The 16644-nt window shown below is 60.4% G+C and carries 15 protein-coding genes; 11 read left to right on the forward strand and 4 right to left on the reverse strand.

The window, feature by feature from the left end; translation table 11 throughout:
- Nucleotides 1-27: 27 nt before the first annotated feature.
- Complete coding sequence (locus GRH90_RS17050; RefSeq protein ID WP_162367161.1) at nucleotides 28-951, reverse strand: Dap2 family DHDPS-related protein; 924 nt, start codon at nucleotides 949-951, stop codon at nucleotides 28-30.
- Between the two features lie 89 nt (nucleotides 952-1040).
- Nucleotides 1041-2252, reverse strand: a complete 1212-nt coding sequence (locus tag GRH90_RS17055; RefSeq protein ID WP_162367162.1) for a putative transcription factor/ribokinase fusion protein RikA — start codon at nucleotides 2250-2252, stop codon at nucleotides 1041-1043.
- Between the two features lie 350 nt (nucleotides 2253-2602).
- Here GRH90_RS17055 and glpG point away from each other — a divergent pair, with 350 nt between their 5' ends.
- From glpG to malQ, 4 genes are all read left to right on the forward strand, one after another.
- On the forward strand, nucleotides 2603-3448 hold the full coding sequence (gene glpG / locus GRH90_RS17060; protein WP_162367163.1) for a rhomboid family intramembrane serine protease GlpG: 846 nt from the start codon (nucleotides 2603-2605) through the stop codon (nucleotides 3446-3448).
- Nucleotides 3449-3473: 25 nt separating this feature from the next.
- On the forward strand, nucleotides 3474-4232 hold the full coding sequence (locus tag GRH90_RS17065; protein WP_162367164.1) for a DeoR/GlpR family transcriptional regulator: 759 nt from the start codon (nucleotides 3474-3476) through the stop codon (nucleotides 4230-4232).
- Between the two features lie 424 nt (nucleotides 4233-4656).
- Nucleotides 4657-7062, forward strand: a complete 2406-nt coding sequence (gene malP, locus GRH90_RS17070; protein WP_162367165.1) for a maltodextrin phosphorylase — start codon at nucleotides 4657-4659, stop codon at nucleotides 7060-7062.
- A gap of 9 nt (nucleotides 7063-7071) precedes the next feature.
- Nucleotides 7072-9177 (forward strand): 4-alpha-glucanotransferase, encoded by a 2106-nt coding sequence (malQ, locus tag GRH90_RS17075; protein ID WP_162367166.1) that lies wholly within the window; start codon nucleotides 7072-7074, stop codon nucleotides 9175-9177.
- A gap of 140 nt (nucleotides 9178-9317) precedes the next feature.
- Here the strand turns inward: malQ and nfuA are convergent, their stop codons facing one another.
- Both nfuA and gntX read right to left on the reverse strand, forming a co-directional pair.
- Nucleotides 9318-9893: a Fe-S biogenesis protein NfuA gene (gene nfuA, locus GRH90_RS17080; protein ID WP_162367167.1), complete on the reverse strand. Its 576-nt coding sequence runs from the start codon at nucleotides 9891-9893 to the stop codon at nucleotides 9318-9320.
- Between the two features lie 59 nt (nucleotides 9894-9952).
- Nucleotides 9953-10639: a DNA utilization protein GntX gene (gene gntX, locus GRH90_RS17085; protein WP_162367168.1), complete on the reverse strand. Its 687-nt coding sequence runs from the start codon at nucleotides 10637-10639 to the stop codon at nucleotides 9953-9955.
- Nucleotides 10640-10678: 39 nt separating this feature from the next.
- On the opposite strand from gntX, the gene bioH reads away from it, so the two are divergent.
- The 7 genes from bioH to mdcE all read left to right on the forward strand — a co-directional run bounded on the left by bioH (nucleotide 10679) and on the right by mdcE (nucleotide 16598).
- Nucleotides 10679-11464, forward strand: coding sequence for a pimeloyl-ACP methyl ester esterase BioH (gene bioH, locus GRH90_RS17090; protein WP_162367169.1), 786 nt, complete (start codon nucleotides 10679-10681; stop codon nucleotides 11462-11464).
- Between the two features lie 135 nt (nucleotides 11465-11599).
- A complete protein-coding gene (locus GRH90_RS17095) occupies nucleotides 11600-11869 on the forward strand; it encodes a YdgH/BhsA/McbA family protein (RefSeq protein ID WP_162367170.1) in 270 nt (89 codons plus the stop codon).
- 259 nt (nucleotides 11870-12128) lie between these two features.
- Nucleotides 12129-13790 (forward strand): malonate decarboxylase subunit alpha, encoded by a 1662-nt coding sequence (mdcA, locus tag GRH90_RS17100; RefSeq protein WP_162367171.1) that lies wholly within the window; start codon nucleotides 12129-12131, stop codon nucleotides 13788-13790.
- Complete coding sequence (locus GRH90_RS17105) at nucleotides 13790-14680, forward strand: triphosphoribosyl-dephospho-CoA synthase (RefSeq protein ID WP_162367172.1); 891 nt, start codon at nucleotides 13790-13792, stop codon at nucleotides 14678-14680. The genes mdcA and GRH90_RS17105 overlap by 1 nt, the downstream gene beginning before the upstream one ends.
- Entirely contained in the window at nucleotides 14667-14966 is a 300-nt protein-coding gene (mdcC, locus tag GRH90_RS17110) for a malonate decarboxylase acyl carrier protein (RefSeq protein WP_162367173.1), read from the forward strand. The genes GRH90_RS17105 and mdcC overlap by 14 nt, the downstream gene beginning before the upstream one ends.
- Nucleotides 14959-15795, forward strand: coding sequence for a biotin-independent malonate decarboxylase subunit beta (locus GRH90_RS17115; RefSeq protein ID WP_162367174.1), 837 nt, complete (start codon nucleotides 14959-14961; stop codon nucleotides 15793-15795). The genes mdcC and GRH90_RS17115 overlap by 8 nt, the downstream gene beginning before the upstream one ends.
- On the forward strand, nucleotides 15792-16598 hold the full coding sequence (gene mdcE, locus GRH90_RS17120; RefSeq protein ID WP_162367175.1) for a biotin-independent malonate decarboxylase subunit gamma: 807 nt from the start codon (nucleotides 15792-15794) through the stop codon (nucleotides 16596-16598). The genes GRH90_RS17115 and mdcE overlap by 4 nt, the downstream gene beginning before the upstream one ends.
- The last annotated feature ends 46 nt before the right edge of the window (nucleotides 16599-16644 follow it).

Genomic DNA, 16644 nt, shown 5'->3' on the forward strand with positions numbered 1-16644 from the left:
GCGACGGGGAATAAAAATAATAAGGCGTTATGCTTTAATTTTTTGTTGATAAAACTCGGTGCCGGTACGGATTTGATCGAGGATAACGGTCAGTCCCCAAAATTTCTCCAGCACGTTATCTTTATTGACCCGGCAATATTCACTGTCGAAAGTGCCCATGCGTTGATGGTATATTTTGGCGTTTTTCGGATAGCCCAGGGTTTCGGTGACCGCCGACAGCGACAGGAATACCGCCAGTTCCCCGGCCAGTTCAGGGTGTTTGCCGCCCTGGTGGTACAGCCAATGATACAGTTCGGGGTGGAAGTTGGTAAAGACGCCGCTGAATCCTTTGGAGCCGGCCAGCATGGCCTGATAGGCGATGGCCGCATTGGCGTTGATAATGGCCAGCGGCGTGCCGGCCACCAGTTTGACCCTACGGGTGACGGTGTCCAGGTCGCAGCTGACATCCTTGAGCACCACGAACCGGCCGGAGTCGGCGCAATAACGCAGTTCCTCATCGCTCAGCAGGCGGCGATAAGGGGCCGGGCATTCATATAATCCCAGCGGCAGTTCCTTTGGCAACACGTCCAGCAGCCGGTTAAGATGGTCGTAAAAGGTTTCGCTGCCCTGTTGACGGGGATCGAGATGATTGGTGACCAGCACCAGCGCGCTGATACCGGTTTGCGCCATCGCCAGCAGTTCTTCCTTCTGCTGGCCCAGCTCGTCGCTGATATGGCCGGAGGCGATGACCGGCACGCGTCCGTCGACCTTGCGCACCACATATTTGGCCAGGTCCACGCGCTCGTTCAGGCTGAGGAACTGCATTTCGCTTGACTGGCATACCGCGAACAGCGCATCCACGCCCTGCGCCAGATACCATTCAATCAGGCGGCCGAGGCCTGGATAATCAATCTCATTTTGCGCCGTAAACGGCGTTAACATGACGGGCACGATGCCGCTAATTTCTTTCATTGCGATCTCCTGTGCGAAGCGCCGGGCGCCCCGCTTTTTTTTAACGGCAATACGGCTCAAACGCCGGCATCGCCAGATTCTTCCTGCTGTTAACGCGACGCCATCCGGGTATGCACCTGCTCGGCGGTCGGCATATTGGCCGCGCCCTCCAGCTCCACCGCCAGCGAGGCGAACGCCGAGGCGTAGTTCGCAGCCTGGACCATGCTTTGTCCCATGGCGGTGGCGGCGGCGAAGGCGCCGTTAAAGGCATCCCCCGCACCGGTGGTATCGACGCTTAACGCCGGAAATACCGGTATATGATGAAAATGGTTGCCGTCCTGCAGCAGTGCCCCGCGCGCGCCCATGGTTATAATCACTTTGCGGGCGCCCAGATCGGTAATTTTTTGCGCGGCCCGTTTGGCGCTGGCCATATCTATCACCTCAATGCCGGATAATAAGCTGGCTTCCGTTTCATTAGGCGTAATCACGTCCACATATTCCAGGCATTCAAATACCTCTGGCGAATAAGGCGCGGGATTTAATATCACCGTGACGCCTAATTCTTTCGCCAGCTTCATGACTTTTAAGGTGGCTGGCAGATTATTTTCCATCTGCACCAGTAGTACCCCGGCATCGGCAAGATCGTCGGACATGGCCGCCACTTCATCATCGGTAATAAATTTATTGGCGCCCGGATGGATGGCGATCATATTTTCGCCATCCTGTTGGGAAACATAAATAATGGCATTGCCGGTCGGCTCGGTGTCGGATTGATATAAGGTAAACGAGTGGATATCCGATGCCGACAGGTGGTCGTAGGCAAATTGACTGAACTGGTCTTTACCCACTTTGGAGACAAAATGCACATTGGCGCCGGCGCGGCTGGCCGCCATGGCCTGGTTGGCGCCTTTGCCGCCGGGTCCCAGGGTGCTGCCGGTGGCCAGCAGCGTTTCGCCCCCTTTGGGGAAACGCTCGACCCGCGCGACGATATCCACGTTGAATGAACCCAAAATACAGACTTTACCTTCCACGCTTTTTCCTTTGTCCTTTGGCTGAGTTTTTTTGTTTTGGCTAACCAGCCGTTTTAACAAGACCTCCACGCTGACGCCGGTATCCTGGATCAGCGCCGACTGCAGGCAGCGCCTGAGCACCAGCGCGCCGCCGTGGCAACGCCGCAGCAGCCCCATCCTTGCCAGGGCGTTTAAATCACTGCGCACGGTTTCCCTGGTCACGGCAAAGGTTTGCGCCAGTGTCTCCACCGTGGCGCGCTCATGTTTATCCAGGTACGCGAGGATGTGATTTCGTCTTTCTTCTAAAAACATTTTTTGTTCCATTGGCATGGAAACCCCGGTTTATTCAAAAGTAATTGAGAGCTATGTCGCAGAAAGTGATCGGAATCATAGGTTATGGCCTTAAACAAAAGTAAACAAAAAATCGGCGAGTGGCTTTTTATGCCATAGTGGGGGATGGCGCGGGGATCATGTTATGATAGTAATCAGCCGATTATGCTTAGTGCCGGGCGCTACCGCCGGGCACTACCGCCGGGCACTATGCCAGTACTACCGGTACCATGCCGTTACTATGCCGTTACTATGCCGCCATTATGCAGGCACAACGTTGCCCGCCATCGCCGGCGACCGGATAACATGATTAAAGGACTCGCCCCAACGCTATGATTCGTGTAACGACCTTGTCAAATGCCCGCCTGGCCCAGGCTTTTATCGACTATATGAAAACCGAGGGCGTGACGATAGAAATGCAGCAGCAGGGCAGGGCAGCCGAGCTATGGCTGGAAAATGACGAGGAGTTGCCGCGCGTCGAGGCGGCGCTGGAGACGTTCCTGCTGGACCCGATGCACCCGCGCTACCAGGCCGCCAGCTGGCGGACGGGCAGCGCCGACCGGGGCCGGTTCCATTACCAGCGCGCGTCCTGGCTGCCGGCGTTGCGTAGCCAGGCGGGGCCCTTGACCCTCAGCGTATTTTTATGCTGCGTGCTGGTGTTTGTTTTAATGAACATCTTCGGTGACGATGTCGTCATGTACTGGCTGGCGTTCCCGTCCGGCCCGTCCCGTTACCTGCAGGTATGGCGGTGGGTGAGCCATATTCTGTTGCATTTTTCGCTGCTGCATTTATTGTTCAATATAGTGTGGTGGTGGTATCTCGCCAGCGCCGTGGAAAAGTATCGCGGCGTGACGACCCTGGCGGTGTTGACCCTGCTGTCGGCGGTGGTCAGCGGCCTGGTGCAATCCCATTTCAGCGGCGCCCTGTTCGGCGGTCTTTCCGGCGTGGTGTATGCCTTGATGGGCTACGTATGGTGGTATGGCGAGAAGCATCCCGCCAGCCCGCTGATGATGCCGCGCGGCGTAATCGTATTTGCCCTGCTGTGGCTTATCGCCGGTTATTTCGATGTTTTCGGCATTGCCGTTGCCAATGCTGCCCATGTGGCGGGGCTGGTCATCGGGTTATTAATGGCTTTCTGGGATACGCGCCACGCGACCGGGACCGGTCGCCGGCGGTAGGGGTTGGGGCAGCAGAGGATCTAACGTGAAGCAAACGCAGCGGCATGATGCCATTATTGAATTGGTACGGCGGCAGGGTTATGTCAGTACCGAAGAGCTAGTGGAGCATTTTTCGGTCAGTCCGCAAACTATCCGGCGCGACCTGAATGATTTGGCCGAGCATAATAAAATTCATCGTCACCATGGCGGCGCGGCGCTGCCGTCCAGTTCGGTCAATACGGCGTACCAGGATCGCAAGATCATGTGGTCGGCGGAAAAAGCGCGCATCGCCCAGCGGGTGGCGAGCCAGATCCCGGACGGCGCCACGCTGTTTATCGATATCGGCACCACCCCCGAGGCGGTGGCCCACGCCCTGATGAACCATAAAAACCTGCGGGTGGTGACCAACAATCTGAATGTCGCCACGCTGCTGACCGCCAAGGAGGATTTTCGCCTGATCCTGGCCGGCGGCGAAGTGCGTACCCGCGACGGCGGCATCATGGGCGAGGCCACGCTGGATTTTATTTCCCAGTTCCGCCTGGATTTCGGCATTCTCGGCATCAGCGGTATCGATATGGACGGATCTCTGCTGGAGTTCGATTATCATGAAATGCGCACTAAACGGGCGATTATCGACAACTCCCGCTGCGTCATGCTGGTTACCGACCATTCCAAATTCGGCCGTAACGCCATGGTGAACCTGGGTAAAATGTCGCTGGTGGATTTCCTGTTCACCGACCAGATGCCCCCGCCGAGCGTGATGAGCATTATCGAGCAGTCCGAGGTCAAGCTGGAACTCTGCTGAGCGGGCCGGCTGGATTCGTTCCGCCGCACCCGCCATCGGCAGGGCACCCGCATCGACGCGGCCTCTTTCCGGCCGCCCTGCCGCAGCAGCCCCCGGCGTGCCGGGTCCGATAGGCCCCGATCTGTCGGCCATATACGTTGTTAAGCGCCGTTACGCCCACCGCCGGACCTTACGCACTGTCTTTCAGGCTGTTTTTCCGTTGATCGGGCAAAATTTTTTGCCGGCGCTCCTCTTTTTAACACCCTTGACTATTCTTTGATCATCACTGAATAAACCCCGTTGTTTTACGATAACTTATAACACGGGCCTGCCGCTCCCAGCGGCGATCGCCCGGTAAAGATATTCCGTGAACATGGCATGCCGCGCAGGCTGTCGGGCCGTTTCCGGCGTTGAACCATTTAACCAACAGGATAGAGACGCTTTTATGCCAAAAATCAAGCTTGATAAAGCCGCATTTCAATCTGCCCTGGATCGTCAGTGGCAACGTTTCGGCCTGCATGACGCACGGGAGATGACACCCTATCAGTGGTGGCACGCGGTCAGCGCGGCGGCAAATGAACTGATTGCCCAACAGCCGTCCGGCAGGCGGGATAAGAAAAATCAGCGTCATGTTAACTATCTCTCCATGGAATTCCTCATCGGCCGGTTGACCGGCAATAACCTGATTAACCTGGGTTGGTACGATACGGTAAAAAAAGTGCTGGCCGGGTATGATATCGATTTAACCGACCTGCTGGAGCAGGAGACCGACCCGGCGTTGGGCAACGGCGGCCTGGGACGTCTGGCGGCCTGCTACCTGGACTCCATGGCCACGGTGGGACAGGACGCCACCGGCTATGGACTTAACTATCAGTACGGTCTGTTCCGCCAACATTTTGCCGACGGTAAACAGCGTGAAACGCCGGACGACTGGCACCGGGAAAGCTATCCCTGGTTCAGGCATAACCCGGCGCTGACCGTGCGGGTAGGGCTGGGCGGAAAACTGGTGAAGAGTCAACAGGGGCAGGTGAATTGGGAACCGGCATTCACCCTTAACGGCGAGGCCTGGGATCTGCCGGTGGCGGGTTATGAAAACGGCGTCACCCTGCCGCTGCGCCTGTGGCAGGCAACCCATCCCCACCCGTTTGACCTTGAGCTGTTCAACGATGGCAAATTCCTCAAGGCAGAGCAGGCCGGTATCGATGCCGCCAAGCTGACCAAGGTGCTCTATCCCAATGATAACCATCTGGAAGGCAAGCAGCTGCGCCTGATGCAGCAATATTTCCAGTGCGCCTGTTCAGTGGCGGATATCCTGCGCCGCCATCACCTGGCGGGCCGGTCGATCCACAGCCTGCCGGATTACGAAGTGATCCAGCTCAACGATACCCATCCGACCATCGCCATCCCGGAAATGCTGCGGGTGCTGCTTGACGAGCACCAGCTTGCCTGGCAGGACGCCTGGGCGATCGCCTCGCGTACCTTTGCCTATACCAATCACACCCTGATGCCGGAGGCGCTGGAGCGCTGGGACGAAAAACTGGTGCGCACCCTGCTGCCGCGCCACTTTGACATTATCAGGCGCATAGATCGTGAATTTAAGAAAGTGGTGCAACGGCGCTGGCCGGATAACGATGAGGTGTGGGCGAAGGTGGCGGTGCGCCATGACAAACAGGTGCGCATGGCCAACCTGTGCGTGGTGTGTGGTTTTGCGGTCAACGGCGTTGCCGCCCTGCATTCCGATCTGGTGAAAACCGATCTGTTCCCCGAATATTATGAACTGTGGCCGGAAAAATTCCATAACGTCACCAACGGCATTACGCCGCGCCGCTGGCTGAAGGAGTGCAACCCCGCCCTGGCGAAGCTGATTGACGACACCATCGGCAAAGGCTGGGTTACCCGGCTGGAAAAGCTCAAAGAGCTGGAGCCTTATGCCGGCCAGGCGGATTTCCGCCAGCGATTCCAGCAAATCAAGCGCGACAATAAACAACAGCTGGCGTCAAAAATCAAGCAGTTGACCAATGTCACCGTGAATCCGGAAGCGCTGTTCGACGTACAAATCAAGCGGCTGCACGAATATAAACGCCAGCACCTGAACCTGCTGCATATCATGTCGCTTTATCGCCAGCTGCGGGATAATCCGTCTCTGGATATCGTGCCGCGCGTGTTCCTGTTTGGCGCCAAGGCGGCTCCGGGATATGCGTTGGCAAAAAATATTATCTATGCCATCAATCAACTGGCGGAGAAGATCAATAACGATCGTAAGATTAACGACAGGCTTAAGGTGATCTTCTTGCCCGATTACCGCGTATCGGTGGCCGAGTGGATGATCCCGGCGGCGGATTTGTCGGAGCAGATTTCCACCGCCGGCAAAGAGGCGTCCGGCACCGGCAATATGAAGCTGGCGCTCAACGGCGCGCTGACCATCGGCACCCTGGACGGCGCCAATGTGGAAATTGCCGAACAGGTCGGCGAAGAGCATATCTTTATCTTCGGCCTGACCGATCCGGAGGTCAAGGCCCTGCTGGCCGAAGGCTACAAGCCGGCCCGGATCCTGAAACAAGATAAAGCGCTGAAAGGCCTGTTGACCGAACTAGGCGGCGGTGCCTACAGCAATAAACATAAGCATGCGTTCGAGCCGTTGCTGCACAGCCTGCAGGCGGGCGGCGATCCCTATCTGGTGCTGGCGGATTTTGCCGCGTACTGCGAGGCGCAGCGGCGGGTGGATGCCCTGTTCCGTCGTCCGGACGACTGGACGCGCAGCGCGGTGCTGAATACCGCCCGGGTGGGTTTTTTCAGCTCGGATCGCTCGGTTCGGGATTACCAGCAACGCATCTGGCAAGCAAAACGTTAAGGAGTCCTGATGGATCCCAAGGTACTGGATCGGGCCGCCGAGCGGGCGGGAATTATTCCGGAATATATTGATGCCTGGGGACAGCGCAAAATCATCAGTCGGGAGACCAAACGTCAGCTGATGGCCGCCATGGCGGGGTTAATCGACGATCCCGACCAGGCGGCGCCGGTGCCGCCGGTATGGGTGGTCAGGACCGGGCAGGCGGCGCCGCTGCCGGTGACGCTGGCGGCGCCGGGGGATTGGACGCTCACCGAGGAATCGGGCTTGCGTCACCAGGGAAAAACGGTCAATCACGCCGTGACGCTGCCCGCGGCGCTGCCGCCCGGCTATCACCGGCTCACCCTGCATGCGGGGGAGCGGCACTGGTCCTGCCAGGTCATCGTGGCGCCGCCGCGCTGTTATGAACCGCCGGCGCTGCTGGCGGGGGATAGGCTGTGGGGCGCCTGCGTACAGCTTTATACCCTGCGTTCGCGGCATAACTGGGGCATCGGCGATTTTGGCGATTTAGCCCTGATGATCGAGGGCACCGCGCGCCATGGCGGCGCGTTTGTCGGCCTCAATCCGATTCATGCGCTCTATCCCTCCGCCCCCGGCTGGGCCAGCCCCTACAGCCCCTCTTCCCGGCGCTGGCTCAACATTCTTTATATTGACGTCGGCGCGCTGGAGGATTTCCGGCAAAGCCGGGCGGCCCAGGAATGGTGGGCATCACCGCAGACGCAGCAGAAGCTGGCCGCCTTGCGCGACGATGCACTGGTGGATTATCCCCAGGTGGCGGAGTGCAAGCTGGCCGCCCTGACCTATGCGTATGACCAATTTTGTACCCGTGGCGCCGACGAGCCGGAGCGGCGGGAGTTTGCCGACTTTATCAGCTATGGCGGCGAAAGCCTGCGCCACCAGGCCACCTTCGATGCGCTGCATCGCTACCTGACCCGCGAGGGGCATCCCTCGGCGGGCTGGCGACAGTGGCCGCCGGAGTATCAGCGGGCCGATAGCGCCGCGGTGCGTGAGTTTTGCCAACGGCACGACAATGAAATCCTGTTTTTCAGCTACCTGCAATGGCAGGCCGCGCGCCAGTTTGACGCGTGTTTCCGCCTGAGCAGGCGCCTGGATATGCCCATCGGCCTGTATCGCGATCTGGCGGTCGGGGTGAGCGAAGGGGGAATGGAGACCTGGAGCGATCGCACGCTTTACTGTCTGGCGGCCTCGGTCGGCGCGCCGCCGGACAAGCTGGGGCCGCAGGGCCAGAACTGGTGCCTGCCGCCGCAGGATCCAAACGTGCTGACTGCGCGCGCCTACGAGCCGTTTATCGAGATGCTGCGCGCCAATATGCGCCACTGCGGCGCGTTGCGTATCGATCACGTGATGTCGCTGCTGCGGCTGTGGTGGATACCGCGCGAACATACCGCGCGGGATGGCGCGTACGTGAATTATCCGGTGGACGATTTGCTGGCGGTGCTGGCGCTGGAGAGCCACCGGCAGCAGTGCATGATTATCGGCGAGGATCTGGGGACCGTGCCCCGCGAGATTACCGGTAAACTGCAGGCCGCCGGCGTGTACTCCTACAAGGTGCTGCTGTTCGAGCGCACCGACGGCGGTCATTTCCGCCCGCCGGATGAGTACATGGCGCAGGCGATGGCCACCCTGACCACCCATGACCTGGCCACCCTGCGCGGATTCTGGCAGCAGGAAGATCTGCGGCTGGGCCGGGAGCTTAAAATCTATCCGTCGCAGGAGGTGTACCGGCACCTGCTGGACGATCGGCGCCAGGCGCGCCAGGCGCTGCTGGCAGCCCTGCACGCCTGGAAATGCGTACCGGCGAAAATGAGCGCCAACGCGGATAGGGTGATGATGTCGCCGTTATTGAACCGGGGCCTGCATCGCTATGTGGCGCGCAGCAGTTCCGCCCTGTTGGGGCTGCAGCCGGAGGACTGGCTGGATATGGCGCTGCCGGTCAACGTGCCGGGCACCACCGATCAATACCCGAACTGGCGGCGCAAGGTGACGCGCGAGGTGGCGGAGATGTTTGACGATCCCGCGGTGATGCGCCTGCTAAAGGAGGTGGATCGCCTGCGTAAATCGGCCATTAGCCATACGGGAAAAACACCGGTGCGGTAAGCGCGGGCAAAGGGCGGTAATACGGGGGCGCGCAGGGGCCAGGCGCCGGGACGCTGGTGGTGAAGGGGGCCTGGACAAGGATCCGCCGGCCCGTCGGCGCTGGCCGGTAATTCACGGCAAGGCCGACGGCCGCGCCGCTGTTAATAGAAAGAATGCTCGCCGCGCTGGTGCTCGGTCAGATCGCGCACGCCTTTCAGCTCGGGGAATTTCTCCAGCAGCTCTTTTTCAATGCCTTCCTTCAGGGTGTAATCGACCATGGAACAGCCGTTGCAGCCGCCGCCGAACTGCAGGATCGCCAGGTTATCATCGGTAATCTCCATCAGGGAAACCTGACCGCCGTGGCCTGCCAGCTGAGGGTTGATTTGCGATTGCAGCACATATTCCACGCGCTCTACCAGCGGCGCATCGTCGGAGACTTTGCGCATCTTGGCGTTCGGCGCTTTCAGCGTCAGTTGCGAACCCAGTTTGTCGGTAACAAAATCGATTTCGGCATCTACCAGGTAAGGTGAGCTGAGCTCATCGACATAGGCGTTGATTTTGTCGAACTTCAGCTCGGTATCGGTCGCTTCCACCGCATCGGGAGGACAATATGACACGCCGCATTCCGCATTCGGCGTGCCGGGATTAATGACAAATACACGAATCTGGGTGCCAGCTTCCTGATTGGCCAGTAATTTAGCAAAGTGTTCCTGGGCAGCATCGGTAATCCGGATCATATCATTCACTCAATAGTTGACTAATCTAGTCGGTTATAATACCCCCAATAACCCGGGCACTACAAGGTTCGGCAAACAGACCAAACCTGCACCGCCCTGGCCCGTTGGGCCAACAGGATATGGGTAATTTCGTCCATGGTGCTGCCGGTGGTGATGACATCATCCACCAGCGCCACGGTCTTGCCCGCGACATCGGCATGGCAGGCAAAGGCGCCGTGCAGGTTGCGCCGGCGGTCGCCGGCATGCAGCGTTTGCTGCGGCACCACGGCGCGGATGCGCTCCAGTCCAAGGCTGAGGTATTCCACGCCCAGCCAGCGCGCCAGGGGGCGGGCAAGCAGATCCGTTTGATTATAGCCCCTGCGCCAGTGCCGGTAAGTATGCAAAGGCACGTTTAGTACAAGATCGGGCTTATCGCATCGGTGCAGGTGGCGCTCTTCCAGCCAGCGCAGCAGCAGCAGGCGGGCCAGCACGCGCGCCAGCCCGGTGCCGCCCTGGTATTTAAGTTTTTTTACCAGCCCGCTCAGCGGCGGCCGGTAATCGGTGACATAGAGCAATGATTCCCATGGTGGCGTCTTCAACAGGCAGCGTCCGCAGCATAACCTACGGCTGCCCGCAGGCAGGCCGCAGCGCGGGCAGCAGGTCTCGCGCCGGTTAAGCAGGTAATCGGCGCAGCACCGGCAGATCCCCTGGCGGCTGAACCATAATGGCTGTTGGCATAGCCAACAGAGGGCGTTGATTGTTAGCATGGGCGTTTTCCATAACCTGGGTAGCGGGAACTATAACTGATGACATCACTCTATTGGCGCACCATCGGCAGCGGTTCTAACGATCTTGTGCTGCTGCACGGCTGGGGACTGAACGCCGGCGTCTGGTCTTGCATCGAGGCGCGGCTGTCGCCGCATTTTCGCCTGCATCTGGTGGATTTGCCGGGCTATGGCCGCAGCCGGGGCTACGGGGTGTTGTCGCTGCCGCAGATGGCGGAAGAAGTGGCCGCCAGGGCGCCGGAGCATGCGTGGTGGCTGGGTTGGTCGCTGGGCGGGCTGGTGGCGGCGCAGGCGGCGCTGGCGCGGCCTGCGCGGGTCGACGGCCTGATTACCGTCGCCTCTTCGCCCAGGTTCAGCGCCGGCGGCGACTGGCCGGGCATCAAGCCCGAGGCGCTGGCCGGGTTCGGCCAGCAGTTGAGCCAGGATTTTCATCGTACGGTGGAGCGTTTCCTGGCCCTGCAGACCCTGGGCACCGAGACCGCCCGCCAGGATGCCCGCCGGTTAAAACAGGTGGTGCTGGAACAGCCGCTGCCGCCGGTGGCGGTGTTAACCGGCGGGCTGGATATCCTGCGCACCGCGGATTTGCGTGAGCCGCTCGACGCATTCGACCGGCCGCTATTGCGCCTGTACGGTTACCTGGACGGGCTGGTGCCGCGCAAGGCGGCCGCGCTGCTGGACGCGCGCTGGCCCCGGAGCCGCGGCGTCGTCATGCCGAAGGCCGCCCACGCACCCTTTATTTCCCATCCCGACCTGTTTTGCCAATATATAATCGATTTTGCCGGCGCGCCCAACCCCATAACAGTCTGACTATCATCGCTTGTTCAACTACCGCCGCGCCCCGGCGGTAAAACAGTTCCTGCCCGAGGGTAAACGGAAAATCAACAAAACCCCCCTATAGTTACTGGCACGTCCAACCGTAAATAAATTGATTAAGGAATACCTATGAAGCACGTTACTTTTATGGCAACGACATTGGCTGGGGTGATATTTACCCTGAACGCCATGGCGGCGGAAGAAATTACGCCCCAGGAAGCCAAGGACAAGGGCTATGAAAAAATAGGCACCGTGCATACCACCGCCAAGACCACCTCGCCGATGGACGCCAAGGCCATTCTGTCCGAAAGGGCGGATAAAAAAGGCGGTAAATATTATGTGATCATTGCCGGTCGACAGCATGGCAGGTTCAGCGCTACCGCCGATGTATATCGATAAAGGTAATATCCTAAAACCTGGCCCGACGAAATACATCCCTCATCAATCCGATATAAGTTTTCATGCTTATACCGGATTTTTTTATGGCATCGACGCCCTCGTCGCACAGGCCGGGCCAGCTCGAGGTATTCATTACCTTTAAGCTAACGGTTGGCCGGCGGGGTTAATTGATGCCTCCTCCCCCCCCGTCTTACACTCCCTGCACCGTTTATTACGACTGTCCCATGTCGCGACAGTCTATGAACCTAGGAGGTCTATAATGCCGCTTCATCAAGCGTCCACCAGAGTCTGGGATACGCGCCGCACTGAAAAAAAACGCCGGCTCGAGCAGGTCCGCGCCGTGGCGGACGGCAAGGTTCTGCCCACCGACAAGATTACCGCCATCCTGGAAGCGCTGATCCTGCCCGGCGACCGGGTGGTACTGGAAGGCAATAACCAGAAGCAGGCGGATTTTCTGTCCCGCATGCTGGCGAAGGTCAGCCCGCAAAAAATACACGATTTGCATATGATCATGCCCAGCGTCAGCCTGCCTGAGCATTTGGATCTGTTTGAGCAGGGCATTGCGCGCAAACTGGATTTCGCTTTTTCCGGCTCGCAAAGCCTGCGCATTTCCCAGCTGCTGGAAGACGGGCAACTGGAAATTGGCGCTATTCATACCTATATCGAGCTATATGCCCGCCTGTTCGTCGATTTAGTGCCGAATGTCGCGTTGATCGCCGGTTTCAAGGCCGACCGCAAAGGCAACCTTTATACCGGCGCCAGCACCGAGGATACGCCGGCGCTGGTGGAAGCGACGGCGTTTAAGGACGGCATCGTTATCGCCCAGGTCAATGAACTGGTGGATGACGAAACCGATTTGCCGCGCGTCGATATCCCCGGCTCCTGGGTTGATTTTGTGGTGGTGGCGGACCGGCCGTTCTTTATCGAACCGCTGTTTACCCGCGATCCCCGCTTAATCAAGCCGGTGCACGTGCTGATGGCGATGATGGCGATTAAAGGCATCTATGCCAAACACCAGGTGCAATCGCTTAACCACGGCATCGGTTTTAATACCGCGGCCATTGAGCTGCTGTTGCCGACCTACGGCGAGCGGCTGGGCCTGAAGGGCAAAATCTGCCGGCACTGGACCCTGAATCCCCACCCGACCCTGATCCCGGCCATTGAAAGCGGCTGGGTGGAAACGGTGCACTGCTTTGGCGGTGAACTGGGCATGGAAGAATATATTCGCGCCCGTCCGGACATCTTTTTCACCGGCGCCGATGGTTCGATGCGTTCCAACCGTGCTTTCTGCCAACTGGCCGGTCAATACGCGGTGGATATGTTTATCGGCTCCACCCTGCAAATCGACGGCCTGGCCAACTCCTCCACCGTCACCCGTGGGCGGCTGTCCGGCTTCGGCGGCGCGCCGAATATGGGGCACGATCCCCACGGCCGCCGCCATGCCACCCCGGCCTGGCTGGATATGATTGAAGAACCGGATCCGATGCTGCCCGGACGCAAGCTGGTGGTGCAGATGGTGGAAACCTACCAGGCCGGCGCCAAACCGTCCTTTGTGGAAAAACTCGAGGCGGTGGACGTCGGCAAAGGCGCGGGCATGCCGCTGGCGCCGGTGATGATTTACGGCCAGGACGTAACCCATGTGCTGACCGAGGAAGGCATTGCCTATCTCTACCGGGCGCGCTCGATGGAGGAACGCCGCGCCATGGTGGCGGCGGTGGCCGGTATTACCGATATCGGCCTGGGGGTCGACGCCAAACGGGTAGCCGATCTGCGCCGTCGCGAACTGGTGGTTTATCCGGAAGATATGGGCATCCGGCGTTCCGACGCCAGCCGTTCCTTATTGGCCGCCGGCAACATTGCCGATCTGGTCGAGTGGTCCGGCGGCTTATATCAACCCCCGGCTAAATTCCGGAGCTGGTAATGAAAGCCCAGTCCTTAACCCTGCCGAACGACGCCGAAGCATGGGCGGACAACCTCTCGACGCTCGCCGTATCGTCGCTCATCGAGGAAGCCCGGCTCAGCCCTAAGCCGGGCCTGGTGGACAGCCGTGGTCCCGGGGCGCATCAGGACTTGAGCCTGGCGCTGATGGAACGATCGGCGCGCAGCCTGCGGCCGACGTTTTATCGTCTGGCGCTGCACAGCTGGCAACGTCCGCCCGATATGGCGTTGCGCCAGGAGATCGGCAGGCTGGGGCGGCAGGGCGAACAGCACATGATGAACGCCACCGGCGGCGTCAATACCCACCGCGGCGCTATCTGGGCGCTGGGGTTATTGGCCAGCGCCAGCGCCATGTTGGGCGGCAGGGGCACGGTGGCGGCCATTGCCGCCCACGCGGCGCGGCTGGCCGTCCTGCCCGATCCGTCGCAGCCGAAAATCTTCAGCAAAGGCCAACGGGCCACCCAGCGCTATCAGGTGCCCGGCGCGCGGGAGGAAGCCATCGGCGGGTTTCCCCATGTGACCTTACGGGCGTTGCCGCAGCTGCGGCGCAGCCGGCTGGCGGGCGCCGGCGAATCCGAGGCCAGGCTGGATGCGTTGATGGCCATCATGGCCACCCTGACCGATACCTGCGTGCTGAACCGGGGCGGCATGGCGGCGCTTACCGCCATGCATCACGGCGCGGCGGCGGTATTGACGGCGGGCGGCACCGGCTGCCCGGCCGGACGCGCGGCGCTGGCCGCCCTTGAGCTGCGCATGCTGGCGGATAACGCCTCGCCGGGCGGCGCGGCCGATTTACTGGCGGCCACCTTTTTCCTCGATTGGGCTAGCGCCCGACCGTCTACATCATCAAGAGGATGTTATGGAACGAATTGAACTGCATTTTCCAGCCGGCGACGCCTTACCCGCTAAGGCACTGGCCGGCGTGGTGGGCTCAGGCGATCTGGAGGCGATATACCAGCCGGCCCCGGACCGGTCCCTACACGTGATTATTACCTCGTCGGTGGACGGCGGCGGGCAACGCTGGCAGCACCTGTTCGAGCGGGTCAACAGCGCGCGCGACCTGCCGGCCGGACGACTGGATATCAATGATTTCGGCGCCACGCCGGGCGTGGCCCGGCTTAGGATCGAACAGGTTTTCGAGGAGGCAAGTCATGTCTGAACGCATTAGTTTTATCGAGCTGGGCGCCCGGCAGCGTGCTCGCGCCATGCTGGATGAGGGCAGCTTTCGCGAGCTGCTGGGGCCCTATGAACACCTCACCTCGCCGTGGCTTGAGCCGCAGGGCATTGTCCCGCAGGCGGACGACGGCATGGTGGTGGCCAAGGGGACCATCGAAGGCAAGCCCACCGTGGTGGTGGCTATCGAGGGCGCTTTCCAGGGCGGCAGCATGGGAGAGGTATCCGGCGCCAAAATGGCCGCGGCGCTTGAGCTGGCGGCGCAGGATCAGCGCAAGGGTATCCCCACCCAGGCGGTATTGATGCTGGAAACCGGCGGGGTGCGCCTGCAGGAGGCCAACCTTGGCCTGGCCGCTATCGCCGATATTCATGCCGCCATCGTGGATTTGCGCCGCTACACGCCGGTTATCGGCATCGTGGCGGGCACCGTGGGCTGCTTCGGCGGCATGTCGATTGCCGCCGCGCTGTGCAGCCGGCTGATTGTGACCCGGGAAGCCCGCCTGGGGCTGAACGGCCCGCAGGTGATTGAGCAGGAAGCGGGCATCGGGGAATACGACTCGCGCGATCGTCCGTTTATCTGGAGCCTTACCGGCGGCGAAGTGCGCTACCAGGCCGGTTTTGTCGACGCGCTGGTGGCGGATTCGCTGGCCGATGTAAAACAGGCCACGCTGGATTTCCTGCGCCAGGGCGTTCCCGCGCGGCTGCGTACCGATGAATACCGCGCCTACCTGGATCGGCTCAATCGATTCGATACCCGTAAACAAGTGGATAAACAGCAGGTATTGGCGCTGTTTACCCGGGAGGATCTGGTATGAACAGTACTTACCTAAGCCGGGGAGATTATTGGTTCTCCCTGCTGACCGACGGCGCGCGGCAGCGTCAGGGGCAATGCGCCTCGATCAAGGCGGCCGACGGCCTGCTTAACGATCGGCCGGTGCGCTACGTTGCCGTGGTGCCCGATGCCGGCAATCATTTCCCGCGCGCCGCGCGCGGTGAAGTCGGATTACTGGAAGGCTGGACGCTGGGTGAAGTGGTTGAAGAGGCCATCGGGCAGGATAAGGATAACGCCGTTAAGCGCGCTATCGTGGCGGTGGTGGATGTGCCGAGCCAGGCCTACGGCCGCCGTGAGGAAGCCTTTGGCATCCACCAGGCGCTGGCGGGGGCCGCCGCGGCCTACGCGAAAGCCCGGCTGGCCGGTCACCCGGTGATTGCGCTGATCGTCGGCAAAGCCATGTCAGGGGCCTTCCTGGCCCATGGTTACCAGGCCAATGAACTGATCGCCTTTAACGATCCGGCGGTGATGGTCCATGCCATGGGCAAGGAGTCCGCCGCCCGCATCACCCTGCGCTCGGTGGAGGCGCTGGAAAAACTGGCCAAGACCATTCCGCCGATGGCCTATGACATTGAGAACTACGCTACTCTCGGCCTGCTGGCGCAACTGATGGATATCCCTAATCCCGATCGGGCCGGCGACGACGATCTTGCCCGGGTGCGTACCGCGCTCTCCGACGCCATCGCCAAGGCGCAGGGGCAGGGCACGGGCCTGGCCAACCGGTTGGGCGCCCAGAACCGGCACAGCTCTGCGCTTGTCAGGGAACGCATGCGTCAGGAGTGGTAGTCGGTATCCGGCACCGGTAACACCTGCCGTTCCCCGTTATGGCCTG

The organism is Acerihabitans arboris (assembly GCF_010131535.1).
In the GTDB taxonomy this organism is placed as follows: Bacteria; Pseudomonadota; Gammaproteobacteria; order Enterobacterales; family Enterobacteriaceae; genus Acerihabitans; species Acerihabitans arboris.

Coding starts and splice junctions, on each gene's coding strand:
- GRH90_RS17050 (WP_162367161.1), bottom strand. CDS start 951: ATGAAAGAAATTAGCGGCATCGTGCCCGTCATGTTAACGCCGTTTACG.
- GRH90_RS17055 (WP_162367162.1), bottom strand. CDS start 2,252: ATGTTTTTAGAAGAAAGACGAAATCACATCCTCGCGTACCTGGATAAA.
- glpG (WP_162367163.1), top strand. CDS start 2,603: ATGATTCGTGTAACGACCTTGTCAAATGCCCGCCTGGCCCAGGCTTTT.
- malP (WP_162367165.1), top strand. CDS start 4,657: ATGCCAAAAATCAAGCTTGATAAAGCCGCATTTCAATCTGCCCTGGAT.
- malQ (WP_162367166.1), top strand. CDS start 7,072: ATGGATCCCAAGGTACTGGATCGGGCCGCCGAGCGGGCGGGAATTATT.
- nfuA (WP_162367167.1), bottom strand. CDS start 9,893: ATGATCCGGATTACCGATGCTGCCCAGGAACACTTTGCTAAATTACTG.
- gntX (WP_162367168.1), bottom strand. CDS start 10,639: ATGCTAACAATCAACGCCCTCTGTTGGCTATGCCAACAGCCATTATGG.
- bioH (WP_162367169.1), top strand. CDS start 10,679: ATGACATCACTCTATTGGCGCACCATCGGCAGCGGTTCTAACGATCTT.
- GRH90_RS17095 (WP_162367170.1), top strand. CDS start 11,600: ATGAAGCACGTTACTTTTATGGCAACGACATTGGCTGGGGTGATATTT.
- mdcA (WP_162367171.1), top strand. CDS start 12,129: ATGCCGCTTCATCAAGCGTCCACCAGAGTCTGGGATACGCGCCGCACT.
- GRH90_RS17105 (WP_162367172.1), top strand. CDS start 13,790: ATGAAAGCCCAGTCCTTAACCCTGCCGAACGACGCCGAAGCATGGGCG.
- mdcC (WP_162367173.1), top strand. CDS start 14,667: ATGGAACGAATTGAACTGCATTTTCCAGCCGGCGACGCCTTACCCGCT.
- GRH90_RS17115 (WP_162367174.1), top strand. CDS start 14,959: ATGTCTGAACGCATTAGTTTTATCGAGCTGGGCGCCCGGCAGCGTGCT.
- mdcE (WP_162367175.1), top strand. CDS start 15,792: ATGAACAGTACTTACCTAAGCCGGGGAGATTATTGGTTCTCCCTGCTG.